This window comes from Microcoleus sp. Pol12B3, assembly GCF_036701355.1.
GTDB lineage: Bacteria > Cyanobacteriota > Cyanobacteriia > Cyanobacteriales > Microcoleaceae > Microcoleus.
Map to the genome: position 1 here is coordinate 57,770 of NZ_JAUBQS010000004.1, position 20,783 is coordinate 78,552.

Annotated in this window: 12 protein-coding genes; 5 read left to right on the forward strand and 7 right to left on the reverse strand. The window is 44.4% G+C overall.

Features of this window, described 5'->3' with window-relative positions; all coding sequences use genetic code 11:
* The first annotated feature begins 150 nt into the window (after positions 1-150).
* Positions 151-789 carry a Uma2 family endonuclease gene (locus tag QUA53_RS03065; RefSeq protein ID WP_333095158.1) on the forward strand — a complete coding sequence of 213 codons (639 nt, stop codon included), beginning with the start codon at positions 151-153 and terminating at the stop codon, positions 787-789.
* Between the two features lie 122 nt (positions 790-911).
* Here the strand turns inward: QUA53_RS03065 and QUA53_RS03070 are convergent, their stop codons facing one another.
* The 3 genes from QUA53_RS03070 to QUA53_RS03080 all read right to left on the reverse strand — a co-directional run bounded on the left by QUA53_RS03070 (position 912) and on the right by QUA53_RS03080 (position 3,771).
* Entirely contained in the window at positions 912-1,370 is a 459-nt protein-coding gene (locus QUA53_RS03070) for a peroxiredoxin (protein ID WP_333069707.1), read from the reverse strand.
* A gap of 289 nt (positions 1,371-1,659) precedes the next feature.
* Positions 1,660-2,556 (reverse strand): metal ABC transporter permease, encoded by an 897-nt coding sequence (locus QUA53_RS03075; RefSeq protein WP_333095156.1) that lies wholly within the window; start codon positions 2,554-2,556, stop codon positions 1,660-1,662.
* A 405-nt stretch (positions 2,557-2,961) separates the two neighbouring features.
* Positions 2,962-3,771, reverse strand: a complete 810-nt coding sequence (locus QUA53_RS03080) for a metal ABC transporter ATP-binding protein (protein ID WP_333095155.1) — start codon at positions 3,769-3,771, stop codon at positions 2,962-2,964.
* A 102-nt stretch (positions 3,772-3,873) separates the two neighbouring features.
* On the opposite strand from QUA53_RS03080, the gene QUA53_RS03085 reads away from it, so the two are divergent.
* A complete protein-coding gene (locus QUA53_RS03085; RefSeq protein WP_445304914.1) occupies positions 3,874-5,112 on the forward strand; it encodes a metal ABC transporter substrate-binding protein in 1,239 nt (412 codons plus the stop codon).
* A gap of 187 nt (positions 5,113-5,299) precedes the next feature.
* Here QUA53_RS03085 and QUA53_RS03090 read toward each other — a convergent pair whose 3' ends face one another.
* The 4 genes from QUA53_RS03090 to pheT all read right to left on the reverse strand — a co-directional run bounded on the left by QUA53_RS03090 (position 5,300) and on the right by pheT (position 15,202).
* Positions 5,300-8,959, reverse strand: a complete 3,660-nt coding sequence (locus QUA53_RS03090; RefSeq protein WP_333095154.1) for a helicase-related protein — start codon at positions 8,957-8,959, stop codon at positions 5,300-5,302.
* Complete coding sequence (locus tag QUA53_RS03095; protein ID WP_333095153.1) at positions 8,956-11,988, reverse strand: hypothetical protein; 3,033 nt, start codon at positions 11,986-11,988, stop codon at positions 8,956-8,958. The genes QUA53_RS03090 and QUA53_RS03095 overlap by 4 nt, the downstream gene beginning before the upstream one ends.
* 13 nt (positions 11,989-12,001) lie before the next feature.
* Positions 12,002-12,271, reverse strand: a complete 270-nt coding sequence (locus tag QUA53_RS03100; RefSeq protein WP_333095150.1) for a YciI family protein — start codon at positions 12,269-12,271, stop codon at positions 12,002-12,004.
* A gap of 468 nt (positions 12,272-12,739) precedes the next feature.
* Entirely contained in the window at positions 12,740-15,202 is a 2,463-nt protein-coding gene (pheT, locus tag QUA53_RS03105) for a phenylalanine--tRNA ligase subunit beta (protein ID WP_333095147.1), read from the reverse strand.
* A 533-nt stretch (positions 15,203-15,735) separates the two neighbouring features.
* Here pheT and QUA53_RS03110 point away from each other — a divergent pair.
* From QUA53_RS03110 to QUA53_RS03120, 3 genes are read left to right on the forward strand one after another with little or no spacing between them, the layout of a single operon-like run.
* A complete protein-coding gene (locus QUA53_RS03110; protein WP_333095145.1) occupies positions 15,736-17,367 on the forward strand; it encodes a serine/threonine-protein kinase in 1,632 nt (543 codons plus the stop codon).
* A 20-nt stretch (positions 17,368-17,387) separates the two neighbouring features.
* Entirely contained in the window at positions 17,388-17,570 is a 183-nt protein-coding gene (locus QUA53_RS03115; RefSeq protein WP_333095143.1) for a hypothetical protein, read from the forward strand.
* Positions 17,571-17,604: 34 nt separating this feature from the next.
* Positions 17,605-20,778: an MASE1 domain-containing protein gene (locus tag QUA53_RS03120; RefSeq protein WP_333095142.1), complete on the forward strand. Its 3,174-nt coding sequence runs from the start codon at positions 17,605-17,607 to the stop codon at positions 20,776-20,778.
* Positions 20,779-20,783: the final 5 nt, after the last annotated feature.

Sequence of the window (20,783 nt, forward strand, 5' to 3'; positions counted from 1 at the left end):
TGGCTGCAAGCCGTTAGCAAAAAAGGACTAAAGTCCTTACTACGAACCACGAGTTTTTAGTAAGGACTTTAGTCCTTTCTTGGTTTTTTTAGATAATGATTCGTAGTCAGGACGTTGCTGATATTGCCTAGAGAAAATGGATGAAAAATTATGCTATTGGAGTTAAGACAATTGAAGATTCAGCCGGGTCAGCAATTACTGGTTGAGGATGTTAACTGGCAACAATTTGAAAGTATTTTGGCGGAATTAGGAGAACGTCGTGCTTCCCGACTTTCCTATAGTAACGGAAGGTTAGAAATTATGGTTCCTCTGCCCGAACATGAAAAAGCCAAGGAAATTATTGGCGACATGGTAAAAATTTTGTTGGAAACACGACAAATAGCATTTGAGTCGTTGGGTTCGACAACGTTGAAAAATGAACGCATGAGTCAGGCTGTCGAACCGGATACCTGTTTTTACATTCAAAATCAAGTAGCGGTTATCGGTAAAAATCGCCTCGATATGAGTGTCGATCCGCCCCCAGACTTAGCTATAGAAATTGATCTCACCTCTCGCACGCAGTTGGATAATTATCAAATTCTACGAGTGCCGGAACTTTGGCGATACGCAAGGCGAGGGCTACAAATCAACGTCTTGCAAGCCGAACAATATATTGAGTCTGATGTGAGTCCTACTTTCCCCAATATCCCGATTGTTCAACTGGTGAACCAGTACACTCAGCAGAGTCAAGTTGCTGGCAGAACCCGCGCTATTCAAGCTTTTAAAATTTGGGTAGGGGAAAATCTCTAGTCTCAGAACTTTCTTCCTCACTAAAAACCGTTAGTTCGCAGTCAGGAATTTAGTGTTTTCTTGTTTTTGAGACAAGGAGGACTTTCGTCCTCACTACCAACAATATATTTAAGCAAATCCCTCTAACTTTTGATGGTTTCTAAAGTTTTGAGTGCTTCTGCAACGTGTGCTTTGAAGTCTAACATCGAGTCAAAGATATGCTTGACAACGCCTTCTTTGTCAATGACATAAGTTACTCTACCGGGCATAATCCACAAGGTAGCTGGAACGCCGTACAATTGCCGAACTTTATTCCCCGTATCACTCAACAAAGTAAAAGGTAACTGATATTTGGCAGAAAAATTCTGGTGAGACTGCTGCGAATCTTCGCTAATTCCTATGACTTCTGCACCTGCGTCTTTGAAGACTTCGTAGCTATCTCGAAAGGCGCAAGCTTGGGTTGTGCATCCGGGTGTGTCGTCTTTGGGGTAAAAGTAGACTATGACGTTTTTTTTACCTTTAAAATCTTTGAGGCTGACTGATGTGCCAGTTTGAGAGGGTAAGGTAAAATCGGGTGCGGTGTCTCCTACTTTGACTGTCATGTTTTTTAACTGAGTAGCTCTGTTTGAGTGAAATTTTAACTTTTGTTATTGTACAGTCTTTTGTGACGAATAGTTGGCAGTTGCGATCGCCCGGTTCGGTATCATCCCATGCTTGCTTTCTGGCACTTAAACAAAAAACCCTTTTGACAACATCGGGATGCTCCAGGTGATTCGCAATTAGGTGGATTAATTGGAGAACCTTTTTTGAAACGCAGATGCACGGGGATTAACGCAGATTGTTATTGAAAATTGGAGGGGCGGGGCTGAATCGTTAACACAAAGTTAATTGTTATCGGCCTTTAGTTAAATTTTTTAATTCCCGCCAGATTGGAGGAATTTGGCCGGAGTGTGTGCGGGGCTGGGTGAGGATTCCTTGAGTGGGACTGAACAGCAGTGATAGCACAAAGAATCCCGATGCAACTAAAACTATTGCGGGGCCGGATGGTAAGTTATAGAAGTAGCTGAGATACATTCCGCTAATGCTGGAAATCACTCCGATAATTGCGCCTAAAATCATTACTTGGTGCAGGCGAGTTACTAGGAGATAGGCGGTACTTGCTGGTGTAATTAATAGGGACAAGACTAGCACTACGCCAACGGCTTTGAGGCTGGCAACTATCGTGAGGGCGATGAGTACCATCAGTCCGAAGTTGAGCAGGTTTACTGGCAAACCTGTTGCTTGCGCTCCTAATGGATCGAATGTGTAAAATAGCAGTTCTTTGTAAAAGACTACTACAACTAATAAGACTACGGCGACAATAACGGCTGTGTCGATCGCATCTTCGACAGTCACGCCCAGGATGTTGCCGAACAGAAAGTGGTTGAGGTCGATTTTGTTGTCTTTTTGGACGATCGTAATTAAGGTGATGCCGAGGGCGAAGAATGCCGAAAATACGATGCCCATTGCCGCGTCTTCTTTGATTGTCGATCGAGCTTTGATCCAAGCTATGATGACTGTACTCAAAACTCCGGCAATGAACGCGCCGATAAAGATATTTGCTCCGAGGATAAATGCGATCGCCAATCCGGGCAAAACCGAGTGGCTGATGGCGTCTCCGAGCAAGGCCAGTCGCTGTACCATTAGGTAGCTGCCGACGATCGCGCAGACGATGCCGACGAGAATGGCAATTACGAGCGATCGCTGCATGAATCCGTACTGCAACGGCTCAATTAAGGTTTGTAGCATAAAATTATAAAATCACAGTTAACTAATGACTAACAACCAAAGCAACCCGGTTTGATCTGAGAGGTTGCACCATTCTCAATAAGCTTTTTATGAACAGGCTTTCCGGTGGGTGAAGCGAGAAAATTCACTTTTTGTGGAACAGGCCGGAAAGCCTGTTCTTGAGAATGGTGCAAGATGTGAGTTCGATCCGAGATTTATCGTTTCCCAATTCAAGATTATCAAAAAAACCGGGTTCAAGAGTGTAACTCCTAGATTAATGACCAAGAATTTCAAAGGTGGTACCCGCCACGTGATTTATGCGTGGAATCAATGCAAAATCGAAAATCGAAAATCCTCAAGCCCCCGCATTTATCCATGGGGTCGCCTCTAAAATCTAAAATCTAAAATCGATTGACTGCTGGCTAATTAAGCTGCTTGTCCGGCAAAGAACATTACTTGTCCGCCGTAGGCGCGGTAAAGGTTTTCTTGGGTTAGCACTTCTTGGCGGGAACCAGCAGCAATCAATTCTGTATTTAGCAAAATTAAATCGTCAAAATTAGTGATTGATTCGCCTAAGTCGTGGTTGACTACTAAGACGATTTTTCCGGCATTTGCTAGTTGGTGGAAGATGTCAAAAATGATATTTTGAGTTTTTTGGTCAACGCCAACAAACGGCTCGTCAAAGCAGAAAATAGAGGCTTCTTGGGCTAAGGCTCTCGCTAGAAATACTCGCTGTTGCTGTCCGCCGGAAAGTTGTCCGATCGGTCTGTCTTTGTAAGCACTCATGCCTACTCTTTCTAAGGCATCGGCAGCGGTGCGGCGACTAGCTGCCGAAAAGCGGCGGAACCATCCGGCTTTTCTGACTCTTCCCATCATCACGACATCCCAAACGGTGGCGGGATAGTTCCAGTCAATTTGCGATCGCTGCGGCACGTAGGCTACTGTTTCGAGTCGATCGGCGATCGCTTCTTCCCCCCAGGTAACAGTGCCGCGAGCTGCCGGAATTAAGCCCAACATTGCTTTGATCAGCGTGCTTTTGCCGGCACCGTTGGGCCCAATAATACCCGTCAGCCTTCCCGGTTTGACGGAAAGATTGATATCTTTGAGTGCCTCTACCGTGCGGTAGTTTACTGCTAAGTGCTTAACAGTGATAATTTCAGTGTCGGTAGCGCTGTCTTTGAGGTGGCAAACCATTTGAGACCAAGGATTCTCGTTGGGGAAGGCGGCGGTATTCATTGGGGTGACTCTATATCCTTTTTATTAAGTTTACTGTAAAAATGAAAAGAATATGAAATCATCGGTAAATAGGAATAATCGGCAACGCACCAGAGGTAGATAATGCGACAGTCCAAGCTGGAAACCCCTCAAACCATAGGCTTTGTAGCGAAAATCTCAAGTCGGTTAAAACTTCTCATATCTTCCACCATTCTCAATCAGAGGCAAGAAGCCTGTGAAGCGAAGAGTGAGTTTTCTTGTGGGGTGGGCATCCTGCCCGCCCATAGAAGGGTGATTGAGAATGGTGCCAGATGTGAGTTAAAACCGACGGAAATTGTAAAGCAATCCTATCAAGGGGAGTTTAGCTGTGAGTGGGGAATTGAAACCTCCCGCCCTGCATTGGACAAGTCCAAGGTATTTTTGATTAGAAGTATTGCCTGCGGCATTTTGACTTTGGGTTTATTTAGTTGCGCTCAAACCCAGGGCGATCGCCTCTCTCCAGAGGCAGATGCTAAACCCAAGGTAGTTGCTACCAGCACAATTATTGAGGATTTGACCGATCGAGTAGCCGGCGGCGAAGTTCAGCTAACAGGAATTTTGCAGCCGGGAACCGATCCTCACGTTTACGAACCGGTGCCAAAAGATTCTCAAGCTTTAGAACAAGCTAACTTAATTTTGTATAACGGTTACAATTTGGAACCCGGATTAATTAGGATGATGAATGCCGCCGGAATTAAGGCGCGGAAATTAGCAGTGGGTGAAGTTGTCAAGCCTTTGCTACTGAATAAAGAAGGCAATACCGTACCCGATCCGCACGTTTGGGGAAATGTGGAAAATGTAGTTCAAATGGTGGAAGCGATTCGGGATGCGCTAATCGAACTGTCGCCGGAAGATCGGGAGAAGTTTACGCAGAATGCTGTGAAACTTACTGAAGAGTTAAAACGCTTGGATAGTTGGATCGAACAAGAGATTAAAACTATCCCCGAAAATAAGCGCGCATTAGTAACAACTCACGATGCTTTTCAATATTACAGCCGCGCCTACGGATTGGGAAGTGCGGGCAGTTTGATCGGGATTAGTACGGAGGAACAGCCGAGCGCTCAAACGGTGCAAAAGTTAGTAGAATCGGTGAAAGCTGCCGGAGTTCCTGCTATTTTTGCCGAGACTACAATTAACCCGCAACTGATTAGAACAGTGGCGGAGGAAGCGGAGGTAAAATTGGCGGCGCAGCAACTTTATTCGGATTCGATTGGGGCGCCCGGAAGCGATGGCGATTCTTATGTGAAAATGATGTCGGCTAATACTCGCGCCATCGTCGAAGCTTTGGGGGGGAAATACACGCCGTTTGAAGTTAGCAAGTAGCAAGTATGGCGCCCCGGAAGAGTTTTATTTTCTCTGCGGGGTGACAGCTAGCTGATGCAGCCTGCAAGTTTCAGTAGGCTTGCATTGCATAAGTCTTTGGTTGATACAGAAACCGCAGATGCAAGGCAGATAAACACAGATTAACGCAGATTGTTGAAGGAATTGAAAGCTTGGGAATGCAAGAGGTCTAGTTTACCTGCTTCGACAAAATTAAATTGAGCACGTTCAATTCGTTGGAACTTAAAAGATATTTATCTGTGAAAAATTTTTCTCTACTTTGCTCTAAACTGTAGCTTCTAAACACGATAAATGGAAAGTCTTGATACTTGTGCCCGATCGGCATTACACTATCTACAGGGTAGATCGATCGCACGTAAGCCGACAAAATATCCCGAAACCGCCTGTCTTCCGGTTCTTCCAGCTTGCTGTCAGCAAAATACTCCTGCATTTCCTCCCCGCTAACAAAAGCAAACAGCGGTATGGCATAATAGCGATCGAACTGCTGACTCTGCTCTTCAAAATACTGAGTTTTCTCAACTTCGCTGTTGAGAAATTGCAAAAGCTCGATCGCACCGCCTCTAATTGCCGATATTACATTCTCCGGGGACGAATCCCTATCCCTAATTAGACGCATTTTGTGCAGCAACTTCTTCTCTAGACATTCCTTAATTTCTCGATGAAGCCGCATCTGGTATGTTTCTACCAAATTTTGTTTAGCTAGAGGTACGACCAACAAACTACCGCAAACATGACCGAGTTCTAAATTATCATAGCTCAGCAAACCATCAAGAGGATTGCACTTATCCAAAAATTTACGATTAAAATCGTCCCGCATTTCCAGATAGGAATCGCCCTTTTGGCGAGAGTTATCATAATTTTTCAAAACAAACTCCCCGCGACCCAAAAGCTGTTCCAGACTCGTATAAACCTCCTTAAACAACATATTTCCTCGCTGGCTCTCGCTCTTTAATGTCTTAATTAGAGCAGCCATTTTGTTGCTAAAAGTATCCCCGACTGCGGAAACCGACTTTCCACCAATCGGAATTATCAAAAATTTATCCCTACCTAAATAACCGTATCCCGAAATTCGCGTCATCACCGCAGTCTTCAAAATTAGCAATAAATTCAACAAACTTAACTTACTTTCTTGCAGGGAAAGTTCCGCATCATCAGCGTAATAAACGGCGGTATCAGATAGGTAAAAAACCAATTCTTTGTCTTCACCATCAAGGGTTTTACCGTTCTCATCTTCTCCGCGTCCCCGATAAATCACCTGTATCACTTCCATCAGATTTTTCTCAATCTGGAAGCGGGGAATATCAACTAAAATATGCTTGGTTTTGGGGAAAGAAAGTCCACGACTTCCCGATGCAGTCATAAAGATTACTTTAGCTGTATTTTTGTATTTCTGTATTTTTTCTTTCTCCTCTTCCGAGATATTCGCGTGAATTTCCAGATAATCGGTAAACTGCTCAAACTTTTCGCGACTAGCTTTAATTTTTTCAATTAATTCTGCCAATCTTTGCTTGTTCTGAATATATACTATAATTTGTTCCACACCTGGGATAGCTAATCGCTGATTGATATCCTCAATCATTTCTGTTTGAACCCGCTTTACTAAATTACTATTCTGTTTTAAAGGTGCATTCTCAGTGTATTTAAGAGTTTCTACAAATACCTTATAAGTGATATCTAAACTGCGCGCCGGGTAGGAATTCGCATTAATAACCTTTGCAGGTAGATTGTTAAATTTAAAAGGAATAACTTGTAAAGGTTGAATTTCTTCAGAATCTCTAGCTAACTTTTTAAAATAAATTTTGTCCGGTTCCGGTGACGTGTTATCCAGGTGTTGTTTGATGACATCAGGGTCAACTATCGAAGCATCTGCCACAATAATTTTAGTATTAAAGCCGTGTTCCCGCTTGTGCAAATCATGTTTTTTGACAATCTTGGCAATTCCGGCTAAAAACTCAACGCCACCATCATCTCCTGTAATTTCATCTATCATAATGAAAATATGTTTGATGCGACTGGAGATTTCTTGCATCTTAGCGGGAATGACCCGTTTGTCCCGTTTATTATAAGTATCTTGAAAAACTTTATCTAAATGCTCTAGAGTATTTTGTCTGTTCTCTTTCATTTTCACCGATTGAATAGAAACCGTAGCTACGATATTATTAGATACCTGACTATTGAGCAGCGCGTATATACCTTCGCAAATGCTCTTAAGCACTCCATTTCCTTTGGAATTAAGTGGTTTAATTACTGTTTCTCCCTTTTTTTGAAGTTCAGATTGATGAGATCCCCTCCTCTGAATTTCTGAATCATCCTTGAGGAAGCAAACAGTTTTTTTTGTGAAATCTTCACGATAGCTATTCGATGCGTATTTAACTGTACAGTGTCCTGAATTGCTTTTAATGATATCGGCGTTAGTGTTGATACAAAATAATCGATCGTTGCACAGCAAGCCAGTATTTTTATCTTTAAATTTTTTGATAATATCTAAGTTTACTTGCTTGCGGGGACTCACGTATAGGAATAAGAAACCCTCGTCGATATGGCTTTCCAGGAAATTTACGATCGCAGTTGTTTTCCCAATTCCCGGATTCCCAGTCAAAAATAGGTAAGTTTCGTCAGATTCCAGTGCTTTGACAATTAATTGAGCGTGAGCATTTCTCAGGTGTAATCCGCGATCGATTTGCAAATCATCTGCCAATTTATCTGATATAATATCAATGGAATTGACAAAGTTATAGATCCGCTCTGTATGACATACAGGTGCGACATTTTTGCCAATTGTTAACAAATCGGTGACAAATTTTTTGCCATTCTGAAAACTGTAACCTGCGTTAAGTTGGATCGCATCTAAAACTTCGCCACGAGCATCGTTAATCTGTTTATCTTTCGCTTCCTGCTGGTAGATTTTGGCACAAGTCGCCAAGATGTCAATTTTATCACTGCGGAGGGAAATTGTGCTGATTGTGCGATCGCTATAACCGACAACATTCAACAAAACATCAGCATCATGAGGAATAATATTAGTTGTTTGCAGAAAACCGTAGAAGCTGTGAGCGTAGCTACCAGCCTGAATCAACTTAGCGCTTTCCTTATCCTTATACTTAAAAGCCGTAAAATAGCGGTTTAAACCCTCCGAAAAGTCAATACCTAAAGTGCTAGTATCGATTCGCAGATTAGAAAAAACACTTTTCGATCGCAAATAGCTAATTTCTCTGAGCAAAGACTTCCGCATTACCTCTATTTCGTTGAGATTATCGAATTTTTCCGAAGTCAACGGAGGAGTAAACACAGACAAATCAACGCACAGGATTCTAAAATCCTTACCATTTTGCAACAAAATCAGGGTATCAGCTTGCAAAAACTCACCTTTTTTCTTGTAGCGGCGGATGTAGGAGTTAATTTCATCGCCTGATAAATTGGGTTTCGCAGTTTTTAACTGAGATAATACCTCTGTAAATCCTGCTTTTGGATCCTTATTATAAGTTCTGATACTGTTAGCATCGCTAAAACTGCACTGACAATACAAAATCTTCACCACATTTAAATTGCAGCCAGTAGATTTGACGTACTCCCGGAAAAAATTCAACCCACCCAAAAAGCCTTTTTGAACAAAAAATAAGCTCCATTTTTCAACAATTTTAGCATCCAAACTACCGAGCAAATTAGCTTCTCTGGTAATTTCCCCAATCATCTTGGGCAATTTGAGTTTCTGCAAATCTAGACGATAGGAATCACCGAAATTATGAGCTATATTTTCCCGCTGAATATATGCCAGAATCCCGATATTAAATCCAACCTCAAACAGCCGTCCAAAATCTTCACCAATCACGATCGAGTCCCTCCCTCACTGACATTTAATACTTCTCTTACCTTATTCAAAAATGCCAAGGAATTAAAATTTGCGCTACTCCGAGCATGACTAAATATAGACAAAGCACCAACCGATTCATCGCCAATAATTCGCTCGTAGGGGTCAAGTTTTAAACTAATATTGTGACGAGCTTCATACCTAGAAAAGTGGAATATTGTTAGATAATGTAGCAAAGTAGTTTTGATGGCACTATCATAAATCAAACCTTCACGAATATCTTGATCGTCTAGGATACCTTGATAGATATTCAACAGAGTCGAGTAGGAAATGACACCGTTATAAAAGTTCTTTTCCTCCCTGACTCTAATTCCGTTAAACAAGTTGAAAAACATCACAGCTTGCTGACTGGTATCTGCAAACAAGCTTTCCAGCTCCATTGCATCCTGAATGTAAAAAGATTTTCCCCTATCGCCTAGGAAACTGCGGACATAGTATTTATCAAAAAATATCGGATAAATTTTGATATCTCGCCTCTCTCCCTTCAAAGTTCGGAGAAGTTTTTTGGACATGAAAGACAATTCCTCATCTTCCTCAGTCTTAGTAATATGCAGCGTACTCATGTAAGGTGCTTGCGAAATATAGGCGAAATTCCGATATCCTTGTTGATAAAGCTGACTCATTGCATCTTCAAGGATTAACGGCTCAGAATAAAGACGGCTGACACTGTAATTCTCGGAAAGATTTTTCAGCATTTCGACTTGAATTGTAATATCATCTAGGCGAGTAATTCCGACAATTTCTCCGATTAAGCAGGCTTGTCTTTGGAAGCGGTTTTGATTGCTTCTTTTCGCATCACTATCCCGGCTGGAAACGACAATAATTGCCAATTTTTCCAACTCAGGAGCTAGCTGTACATTATCATCGAATCGAAACTTTTTAGGAAGGATTGAATACAGGGAACTCAAACCGTTACGAATTGTGTAACCATTGGGCGTTTTTCTAATCCGAAATCCTTGAGAAGTTGAGCGTTGTTTTTCACTCAAAATATGAGAGAATGTTTTGGAAAGATTGGCCATAAATTTTTCTGACGGCGAAGGGTTTTTATCGTCGCCTTCGTGAAGTCTCACCATCGGAATAAATAAGTTGTCCGCAGTATTTTCCAGCAATATCCTCAGACAGATATAGGACAGCAGCAGCATGGCAAACTTATAGACAAAAATTGCGGCAGGTTGTAAACCTTTATCACCGCTGTCTAGTCGTCTGTCGTCGTAGGGAAACACAACTAATTTTGTCTGAAAATGTTTTTCGTAGATCGCTCTAGAGCGATCGGCTTTAGGTGCAGAAAGTAAAGGCAAAACATCGACATCTTTGATATTGTATTCCATGCTGAAATTTTGGCGTTCATCAGTAGGAAAATAGCGGACATCTTCTATGGTGATATTGACTGGTAGCTGACAAATAGAGCTTTCATCGACACTAGGATCTTTGACGGTAATATAATGGAGCGTTTGCTTGTAATTTCGCTCCATAATTTCATTAAAAAATTTAGGAGTAGTCAAAATATTGTCAATATCTTCTACCAGACCTATTTTGAGGTTTACGTGTCGCGTTTCTGTGCGAATTGGTAAAATTGTTTGACGTTCCAGAAAGCCTTTTAGCATTATTCTCAGATGGTTGATTTTAGATTTAACATTTACTTCGTTAAACCTCTTCACAAAATTTCGGAAAAGTCTTCTTTTTATTTCGTCATTGTCACGACCCAATACATTTTTGATGACTTGCTCAAAACCAGAAATAGGATTAAAGTCAAGTTCTAATTCAGGGTTGTAATTTTCCGTTCCAGGAGTGTGGGTAGATGCAAAGACAAAGTGATATAACAGTGCTATTTTTAATACCTTACGTACAAATATTTCGCTATTAGCATCTTCGGCCAATTCTGCTTGATGTTCTTCACTGTCTGGATGTAGCAGATTCAGATAATACTCAAATACATCTTTTCCACCGCGCGCTTGAACTTGATTATCAAATTTAATTTTCAGCCCAAAGATAAACTTGCGTTCGTTACGAGCATTGTCGGTACTTTCTCCCAAGTAACCTGATACAATAGGAATAATTGGCAGTGCATCTAGGACTTCTGCCCTCGCGAAAATTTCTCTGTAATTAACTCTAACACCAGCATAATTAACCTCGTAATCACCATCGGATTTATTTGGATCGTTGATGTAATCTTCTATCAATCTGAGGCGGCGAATCAAGTCTTGTAAATAGATGATTCCTACGGTATCTGTACTGCTAGCGCGAATGTGTTCTAGCAGATAGTCCAAATAAATAATCTTAGATTCTTTGTTAATTTTCCCCAGAGTTTCTTTATCTACCAGTCGGATTAATTTGTGAAAATCAGAGTCTGGATTTTCCACCATCTCATCAAGACGATGCTTAAGTCCTTGTTTATCATCGTTATTGTCGGCATTTTCATTAATATAGTTTTCCAAACCTTTTTTTAGTTCTTGTTCAAAAATATCAGTATTTCGGACTGTAACGGTCAATTTATGCAATTTTAAAGCTGCATGGCTTCCAGTACCTCGGCTTTCCAAAGTTAGCCTTTCTTTTTCTAAAGAAGGGTAGCGGGTGCCAAAATCGTATTTAAAGCCTAACTCTTGGCCGCTTCCCCGAAAAGAGGGTGAGTCTAAGGGACTAATCAAACTAGCGACAAACCTTTCAATCGAGGTATTTCGAGGCAGTTTAGATTCTAAGTGCTGCCGCAAATAGTTTTTGATTTTTCTAACTTGACTGCCAAAATGCTCCTCAATTTCCGGCGGTAAATTAACAGTAGCAGAATCTGCTTGGGGTTCAAAAGAACCCAAGGGTTGCCGCACTTGCTTGTTGGAAACATCCGCAGCAATGGTGTCAATATCAATTAGCAAGCGGCGGCTGTCTTCTGATACGCTAAACGGGTTTTTAGTCTGCAATGTTTCTAAAATCTTGTCCAGCAAATCGGCATAGTCTACTGGAACTAAATCGTCGTCGCCTAGTCTTAAGATGTTCACCCTGTTAGCTCCTTTAAAAGGCTTGAATCCACTCTTTGATTTCGTATTCTGTCCAAACCTGATTTACCCAATAAGGATCGGTTTCAACTAATTCTCTGACTTGGGCTTCGTCTGCTGCTTCGTAAATTGCAAAAACTTTTGTTAAATCTTTCGTTGGCCCGATCGTACTTAACACACCCGATTCCTTCTGCTTAGCCAATCCTGCTAAATGAGCGTCTCGAAACGGAGCGCGTTTTTCGAGAACATCTTCGCAGTAACTTCCCCACATCACATATTTAGTCACGGTTTTGAGCCTTAGATTAATTTGTTTAAAAGTTATTGTACAATAAGAGTAAGAGGATTTAACTAAAATTTTAAGAATAAGATTAATGAACCGCAGAGAGCGCAGAGGGCGCAGAGGAAGAGGGGAAAGAGAGAGGTTTGTTAGATAAGAGGAGAAATTTATTACTTTAATGGTTGGGGAGATGTTGCGGCCATTGGTGTCAATTTAATTAACGTTATAAATTGAGTCCGGCAGGGGTTGAAACCCCCGCCTCAAAGCTGAAGTCCTCTCAAGAGGACTGAAGAGTTCATTAGTTAGCAATTATGCACTTTAGACGGTTTTATTGCAATAATTTGAGATTCTTCGCTTTGCTCAAAATGGCAAATTTACCTTGTTATCCGTAAATCTTATTAGTCCTCTTGAGAGGACTTTAGCTTTGAGCCAGGGAATTCATTCCCTGGCAGTTTCCATTGCTGAGTAGCGGCTTCTTTAGCTTCTCAAACTAACGCCGAATTTTTCAACTAGGACATCGCGAACTTTTTGTTGTGCCGGTTCGACATCGGTTTCGCTCAAAGTTCGATCGCCCGCGCGATAAACTAACCGAAAAGCCAAACTCCGCTGTCCCGCCGGCACGTTGTCGCCTCGATATTCGTCAAACAATTCCACCGAATCCAGCAAACTACCCGCCGCCTTTTTCATCGCACTCTGCATATCTACAACCGGAACTTCAACCGATGCGAAAAATGCAATGTCTCTGTCTGAAGCGGGGAAACTCGAATAACCAGCGAATTTGCGAGTTAACTCGTTCGATCGATTCAACGCTGCCAACAGCACCGCCAAATCTAATTGAAACACGTAAACCTGCTCAGGCAAATCCTTTTCTTGCTGCAATTGGGGGTGCAACTGTCCAAAAACTCCTAAATGTTTTCCGTTTAACGATAACGCAGCGGTGCGGCCCGGATGCAGGCGTGTATTCGAGGAATCACTTTGATATTCCACCGACAAACCCAACTCCTGAAACGCGCTTTCCAAAACCCCCTTGGCCTCAAACCAAGTCAAAGGTCGATCGCGCCCTCCCTGCTGCCATTTCCACACAGTTGGATCGCCGCCAATAATCCCCGCAACGGCATCGGCTTCCTTCATTGTGGGGTGGGCATCCTGCCCGCCCTCTTCCTTCCAGAAAATGCGGCCGACTTCAAAACCGTTTAGCGCCCCATTTCCCTGTTCCAAATTGTACTGGAAAGCATCAATCAAACCCGACAGCATTTCTGTCCGCAAAGCCGAATACTCCACAAACAGCGGATTCGCCAGCACCACCTGATTGTCTCCCTCAGTTTTCACCAAAGAATAGTGCATCAACTCCGTCAAACCGGCCGCCCGAAAAGCCGATCGTACATTCCGAATTGCCGCATATTCTGGTGACAAATAACCGGGTTCCGTTTTGCTGGGTAAAGTATCGCAGAAATTGTCATAACCGTGGAGTCGGGCAACTTCTTCAATTAAATCAATTTCCCTTTCTAAATCGCGGTAACGGTAAGGAGGAACAGTTATCCCAAACACCCGTTCTTTTTCCGTTGGCACAACTTCGCATCCCAAAGCTGTCAGAATGTTTTTTACCTCTTCCGGTTCCAGATATTTAGAACCGCCCGTTTGTCCTCTTTTCAACTGTCCCAAAACCAAATTTACTCGGTCTAAACGCAATTCGAGCGATCGCGAAAAACTCAAATCATCGCCGGAACTCGCCGTTTTCTGCACCGTCGCACTGCCTCCAGCCAACTCCAAAATTAGGGATACAGCGCGGTTGCAGGCCGTCGTCAATGCCGCCTGATTGACCCCCCGTTCGTAGCGGATCGATGCCTCGCTCCGCAGACCTTGAGCGCGCGCAGAACGGCGAATCGTTGCCTGGTCAAAAATCGCTGCTTCCAAAACTAAATTTTGCGTTCCTTCGTGAACTTCCGTGTCTTCGCCGCCCATTACCCCAGCTAAGGCAACAGGTTTGTCGCTAGCAGTAATTAACAGATTTTGAGCTTGCAAATTGCGGTTTTGTCCGTCCAAAGTTTTGAAGGATTCGCCTGTTTTGGCAAAGCGGACGCCGATGCTGATATCTTGAGTACCAGTGAAAGATTGCAGGCGATCGCGATCGAAAGCGTGGAGCGGTTGTCCCCATTCCAATAAAATGTAATTAGTCACGTCAACCACATTATTAATCGGCCGCACTCCCGCCGCCTGCAACCGCTGCTGCAACCAAGCTGGAGAAGCACCAATTTTCACACCTTCAATTGCCGTGCCGATGTAAATCGGGCAACCTTGCGGTTCCGATATTGCTACTGCCAAACCAGGACTTTCTTTGCCCTCAATCGCCACACCATTCGCTGCGGGAATTCTCAAACTAGCCCCAGTCAGCGCGGCCACTTCCCGCGCTACGCCCACCATGCTCAAAGCGTCAGCCCGGTTGGCAGTTGCTGTCAAATCTAAAATCACGTCATCTAAACCCAAAAGCGGGCGAATATCGCTGCCCAATTCGGGATTTTCTAACTCGAAAATGTGAATGCCGGCTGACTCTTTAGATAGTCCCAATTCCGCCAGAGAGCAAATCATTCCTTCGGAAGGAACGCCCCGCAATTTAGCAGGTTTAATCTTTAAATCAATAGTCGATAAATAAGTGCCGACAACAGCGACAGGCACGTAAATGTCTGCCCTAGCGTTCGGTGCGCCGCAAACAATATTCAAAGCTTCACCAGAGCCGACATCCACTTGACAAACTCTCAATTTATCTGCATTCGGATGCTGTTCGCAGGCGATGATTTTGCCCAAAACTACGCCGCTTGCCCACGGGCGGCGGTCTTCAATTTCTTCAACTTCAAACCCAGCCATTGTCAGGGTTTCGGCTAATTCTTCCGGGGATATTGCCACATCCACCAATTCCTGCAGCCACTTTAGAGAAATACGCATAATTTAGTCAGTAGTTAGTTGTCAGTGCTCTGTAGTTATTAGTCATTAGTCGGCGCCGACCGGCTACGACTTTTGAGTGCCAGAATTTATTGGGGAAAGCTTTTCATAGCATACTAATTTAAATTTGTCAATAGTGTTATGGTACCGATCGGCAAAAACTAGGGATATACCCCAAGGTCGATGGCAACTGGGGGATGAGTAGCATTCTCATTCAGAGAATGAGGTATGCTAGAGACATCTAACAACGCAAAAAGCACTTAAGTTTAGAAAGACTTTACACAAAAAAGCACAACTTTAGCAAGTCTTTAAACTATCTTCAACGATAATCAACCGAAAAAACTCACAGCAGCGAGATAATCAAAATAGGGAAAAGATATCGGCCTAAAAGACTTAGGTGCAATTCCAATTCGCAATCGAAGGCACAGCCTGCCGAAAACTGATAGATTAATATGTCTACCAGAAGCAGGAACAGGCTATTTGTGCAGTCGAGCGACGCTGACAAGATCAGAACAACATAGGCAAACTCAATCAATATGAGCTACTGCGTAAATCCGGGCTGTCCCCATCCTCAAAACCCTGCTGACTCTATTCTTCAGTGTCAGACTTGCGGTGCGCGGTTATTGCTGCGCGCTCGCTACCGAGTCATTGAACCCTTAGGGCAAGGAGGTTTTGGAGCTACATTTCTGGCAAAAGACATCTCATTGCCCGGTCAACCGAGTTGTGTAGTCAAGCAACTGCGACCCAGTAGTTCGTCGCCGCGAGTTTTAGAAATGGCGCGGGAATTATTTAAGCGAGAGGCAAAAACCCTCGGTCAACTGGGCGACCACCCGCAAGTACCGAGGCTGCTAGACTATTTTGAAACGGAACAGCAATTCTACTTAGTTCAAGAGTATGTTAAAGGCTCGACTTTGAAACAAGAAGTCAAGCACTCAGGCCGTTTCAACGAATCGGATGTTAAAAATTTTCTATTAGAAATTCTGCCAGTAGTGCAATATATCCACAGCCAAGGAGTAATTCACCGAGACATCAAACCCGCCAATATTATTCGCCGAATTCAAGACGGTCACTTAGTTCTGATTGACTTCGGAGCGGTAAAAGACCAAGTTAGCCAAACAATATTATTAGACCCCGCCGACCAAAGCGCCAACACGAAATTTTCAGTCGGCACATTTAGTTTTGCCCCCCCGGAACAAATGGCGCTGCGGCCGATATTTGCCAGCGACATCTACGCAGTGGGTATGACTTGCTTGTACTTGCTGACAGGAAAATCGCCCAAGGATTTAGATTTTGATGGAGTAACCGGCGAAATTGTTTGGCAGCCCCACGTTCAGGTGAGTCCAAATTTTGCGCGGATTCTCGAAAAAATGCTGAAGCCGATGGTTGGGCATCGCTTCCAATCGGCAGCAGATGTCCTCAGAGCTCTCTCGGGCCAATTTGAAGACCCAAGTCTTATGGATGGCTTGGCAACTCAATTCAATGCCTCTTCTCGTACAGTTGAAGAACCGACAATATTTAATGACGAGGGTTCTTCGTGGTCACCGCCGAGGAGCAAAATCAATGAAGATTTACGATCGAACCACACCCGCGCTGGTAGAACTTCCTTCAGCCAATCTGGGAACACGGGGATGCAGCCGAGAGTTTCCCGGACTCTGGCTGAGTCCGGCAGAACTTTCGGAACGGTTGGACCTTCTAGCGACAATTTAGCAGCGTCAAAGCTATCGAAAGTTGCTCCTAAGTGGGATACCAACAGCTTGCGAGCGGCATATTTTAAAGGCAAACGCGATTTTGCTGACTGCGAACTGTCGGGTTTGCAACTGCAAAAAGCGCAGTTAGCTGGGGGGAATTTTTATCAGGCTAGGTTGGTAAAAGCAAATTTGCAAGCAGCCGATTTGTCGGGGGCAAATTTGGGTCACGCGAGGTTAATTCAGGCGAATTTGCGAGATGCTAATTTGACTGAGGCTTATTGCAGCACTGCCAATTTTGAAGGGGCGGATTTCCGAGGTGCTGACTTGACGGGGGCTTATTTGACTAAGGCGAACTTGCGGGGAGCAAATTTGTGCGGGGCGAATCTTACGAACGCTACAGTTTCTGAGGAACAACTGGCAATGGCAAAGACTAATTGGCTTACTGTTAAGCCGGATGGCAAGCGGAGTTTTGGATTTTAAGAAGTCATGGGGCATGGGGCATGGGGCATGGGGCATGGGGCATGGGGCATGGGGAGTTGTTAGCTGCTACTAATCACCAATCACAACAGTCATCAGTCATCAATCAACAGTCCACAGTCAACAGTCAACAGTCAACTTCCCACTCCCCCAGTCAGGTGAGTCGTCAGGAGGAAGCTCGATCGCCCCAAAGCCGCCTAAATTAAAAACTAGGAATGGAGGATTCGATCGCACCTAAACATGAAACTGCTCAACCGCTGCACTCGAACGCTTCTGTACACCGGCATCCTGGCGCTGGCCTACTTTGTTACCGGAAAACTCGCAGCGTCGATGCTGGGACTGGTGAAAGCCGAACCCTCCCCCGTGTGGCCGCCCGCCGGTATTGCTCTAGCAGCCCTGCTACTGCAAGGGCGACGGATGTGGCCGGGAATTGTCCTCGGTTCAGTGCTGTTAAACTCTACCGGCGGTATACCGTCGGCTGTCATTGCCACATCGGCTTTTAGCGTCACCCTGCAAGCGCTGGCTGGAGAGGCTTTGCTGACTTGGAGCGGATTTTCTACCAAACTCGATCGACTGCGAGATGTTCTGGCTTTAGTAGCGGGCGCGGTCATAGGGTCTACTTTCCTAGGCTCTATCCTCGGCAACTTGGGAACGTGCATTTTTGGTTGGGCTCAGTGGAGCAATTTCTCTCGCAACTGGTGGACTACGTGGCTCGGAGACGGCATGGGAATTTTGATTGTGACGCCCGTTCTGCTGACTTTGAACCACGCCGTTAATAGTTTTAAATCTCCACTAAAACTGAGATGTTTCATTATTCTCAATTACTTGTTTAGGAACAGGCAAGATGCCTGTGAAGCGAGAGATGAATTTGATTGTGGTACAGGCATTTTGCCTGTTATTGAAAATGGTGTAAAAGGTAAGATTAAACCGGGAATTATTTCAAGTTTAAAAGCATTTTTTAACTGGGACGATGGCGAATCACGAGTTACAAATTATTCAAGCCGATTTTCTGCAAGTGAAAACCGCTACAATCTTCTATTTGTAATTATTAATTATTCAGAAATAGCGCTCTGGCTGACTCTATTGCTGAGCGTGAGCTGGCTGTTTTTTTGCTCTAAAATACAAGCAGCGATCGCTCAGTATCCGCTGGAGTATCTGCCTTTTCCTCTGATAGTTTGGGCTGCCCTGCGGTTTCAACCGGCGGGAGCGATTTTTGCTTATTCGATCGTATCTTACATCGCGATTTGGGGAGCGGTGCAGGGAGGCGGCCCGTTTTTGGCCAAAAGCGATAATCTCAAACAGGCGGTTTTATTTTTACAAGCTTTTACCGGTACGATCGCCCTTGTGGCTCTGATGTTGGCCGCCGCCGTAGCAGAACGCCAGCAAGCGCTGGTGGAGGTGCGCCGCACGGCCGCCATGCTGCGCGACCGCGAAGCTAGTTTAGCCAACGCTCAGCGCATCGCTCAGTTGGGAAATTGGGATTTAAATTGCGCCGCCCTCACAGCAACTGACAACTGCCAAGAATCCGCAGAAGATCGTAGATCCCATATCGAATTGCGGTGGTCAAACGAACTTTACCGCCTCTTGGGTTTTGCTCCGGGAACTGTCAAACCTACACCAGAAGTTTTTTTGCAGGCCGTACATCCAGAAGACCGAGAATTGGTGGCGCGATCGCAGCGCCAAGCTATGTTTGAGCGCACACCCTATTGCATTAACTACCGAATTGTGCTGGCAGACGGTTCCGAACGCACTGTCTGCGAACAGTCGGCCATTCAGTCAGGGGCGATCGCCGCCACAGTCCAAGACGTTACCGAACGCCACCGCGCGGAAACCGCTTTGCGGGCGTCCTCCGATCGCGATCGCTTGCTCTCGGAAATCGCCCTGCGAATTCGCAACTCCCTCGACCTCGAAGAAATTCTCAACACTACTGTTGCCGAAGTCCGGCAATTTTTCAAGGCAGACCGCGCTTTTATCGGTATTGTGGACGCGGACGGGGTAAATCTTCCTAGCCCGGTATACGGTAAGGTTGTGGCCGAGTCTGTGGATGCCCAATACCGTTCTCTTTTGGGGTGGGTACTCGCTGACGAGAATCACCTCGAAAACCAGAAAACTTTTTATGCTAACAACCGCGTCCGATCTATCTCCGATACTGCTAGCGTTCAACTCAGCGTTCCTATTGCCCAATTGTACAGCGACTATCAAATTCGCGCGACGTTAAATGTGCCGATCGTCCTGGGGGATGAATTGTTCGGGCTCTTGGCCGTCAACCAGTGCTCCGGGTCCCGCCAGTGGCAGGAATTTGAAATAGATTTGTTAGAAAAACTCGCTACCCAAGTGGCGATCGCTCTCCAGCAAGCCCAACTTTTGCAGCAGGTAAAAGCTCTCAATGCCAACTTGGAATATCAAGTGGAGGAACGCACCCGCCAACTACAGCAAAAAATGCACGAACTGCAAGAAAGCAACCGCCTCAAAGACCTATTTTTGCACGCAGTTTCTCACAATCTCCGCACTCCTGTTATGGGAATGTTAATACTGCTGAAAAATTTGCTCAACAAATCGGCCTCTGATTCTCTACAAGATGTTCCGGTTTCTCGATCGATTTTGCAGCGCATCGTTCAAGCCAGCGAACACCAGTTGACTATGGTTAATTCCCTGCTTGATGCTCACGCTAGCGAGGTTAAAGGTATTGTTCTCAATCCTTTACCGCTAGATTTGCAGTCTTTAGCTTCAGCCATTGTTGCCGATTTAGAACCGATGCTAGCCAAAAATCAAGCAACTTTAACTCAGGAAATACCAGTGGATTTGCCACAAGTCAAGGCCGATCGCCAACACTTGCAGCGGGTGCTAGAAAATCTGTTGACTAATGCTATTAAGCACAATCCTCCGGGAGTCAATATAACTTTTAAAGCCGAGGTAATTGAACTTGAAACAGCGCTAAGTTATGAAGAAAATTTCCAGGCTTTAACATCGCCCAATAATCCGCTCGCCCGCTGTATCGCTAACCGGATATCTCCTGCGGGCGATCGTCCTAGGATAGGCGAGACAACCCAAAAAAATCAGGAAACCCTGGCCAAATTTAACCTGGACGGCAGTTGCAAAATGCCCCGCTATCAGGGCCAAATTGGCAATATCGGCAGCAAATTGCCCGGAGTCACAGTAAAAATGGTTCGCTGTACTGTAACAGATAATGGAGTAGGAATCAGCGCCAAACAGCGGGAATCTCTATTTGAACTTTACGTTCACGACCCTAATAGCCGACAATTAACAGGGCTGGGTTTGGGCTTGTACCTCTCGAAGCAAATTATCAAAGCTCACGGCGGCGAAATTGGCGTCGAAAGCACTCCCGGCGGTGGTTCGACTTTCTGGTTTTCGCTACCTGCTGTCAACTCGGACGATCGATCTTTGTCAATATAAAATAT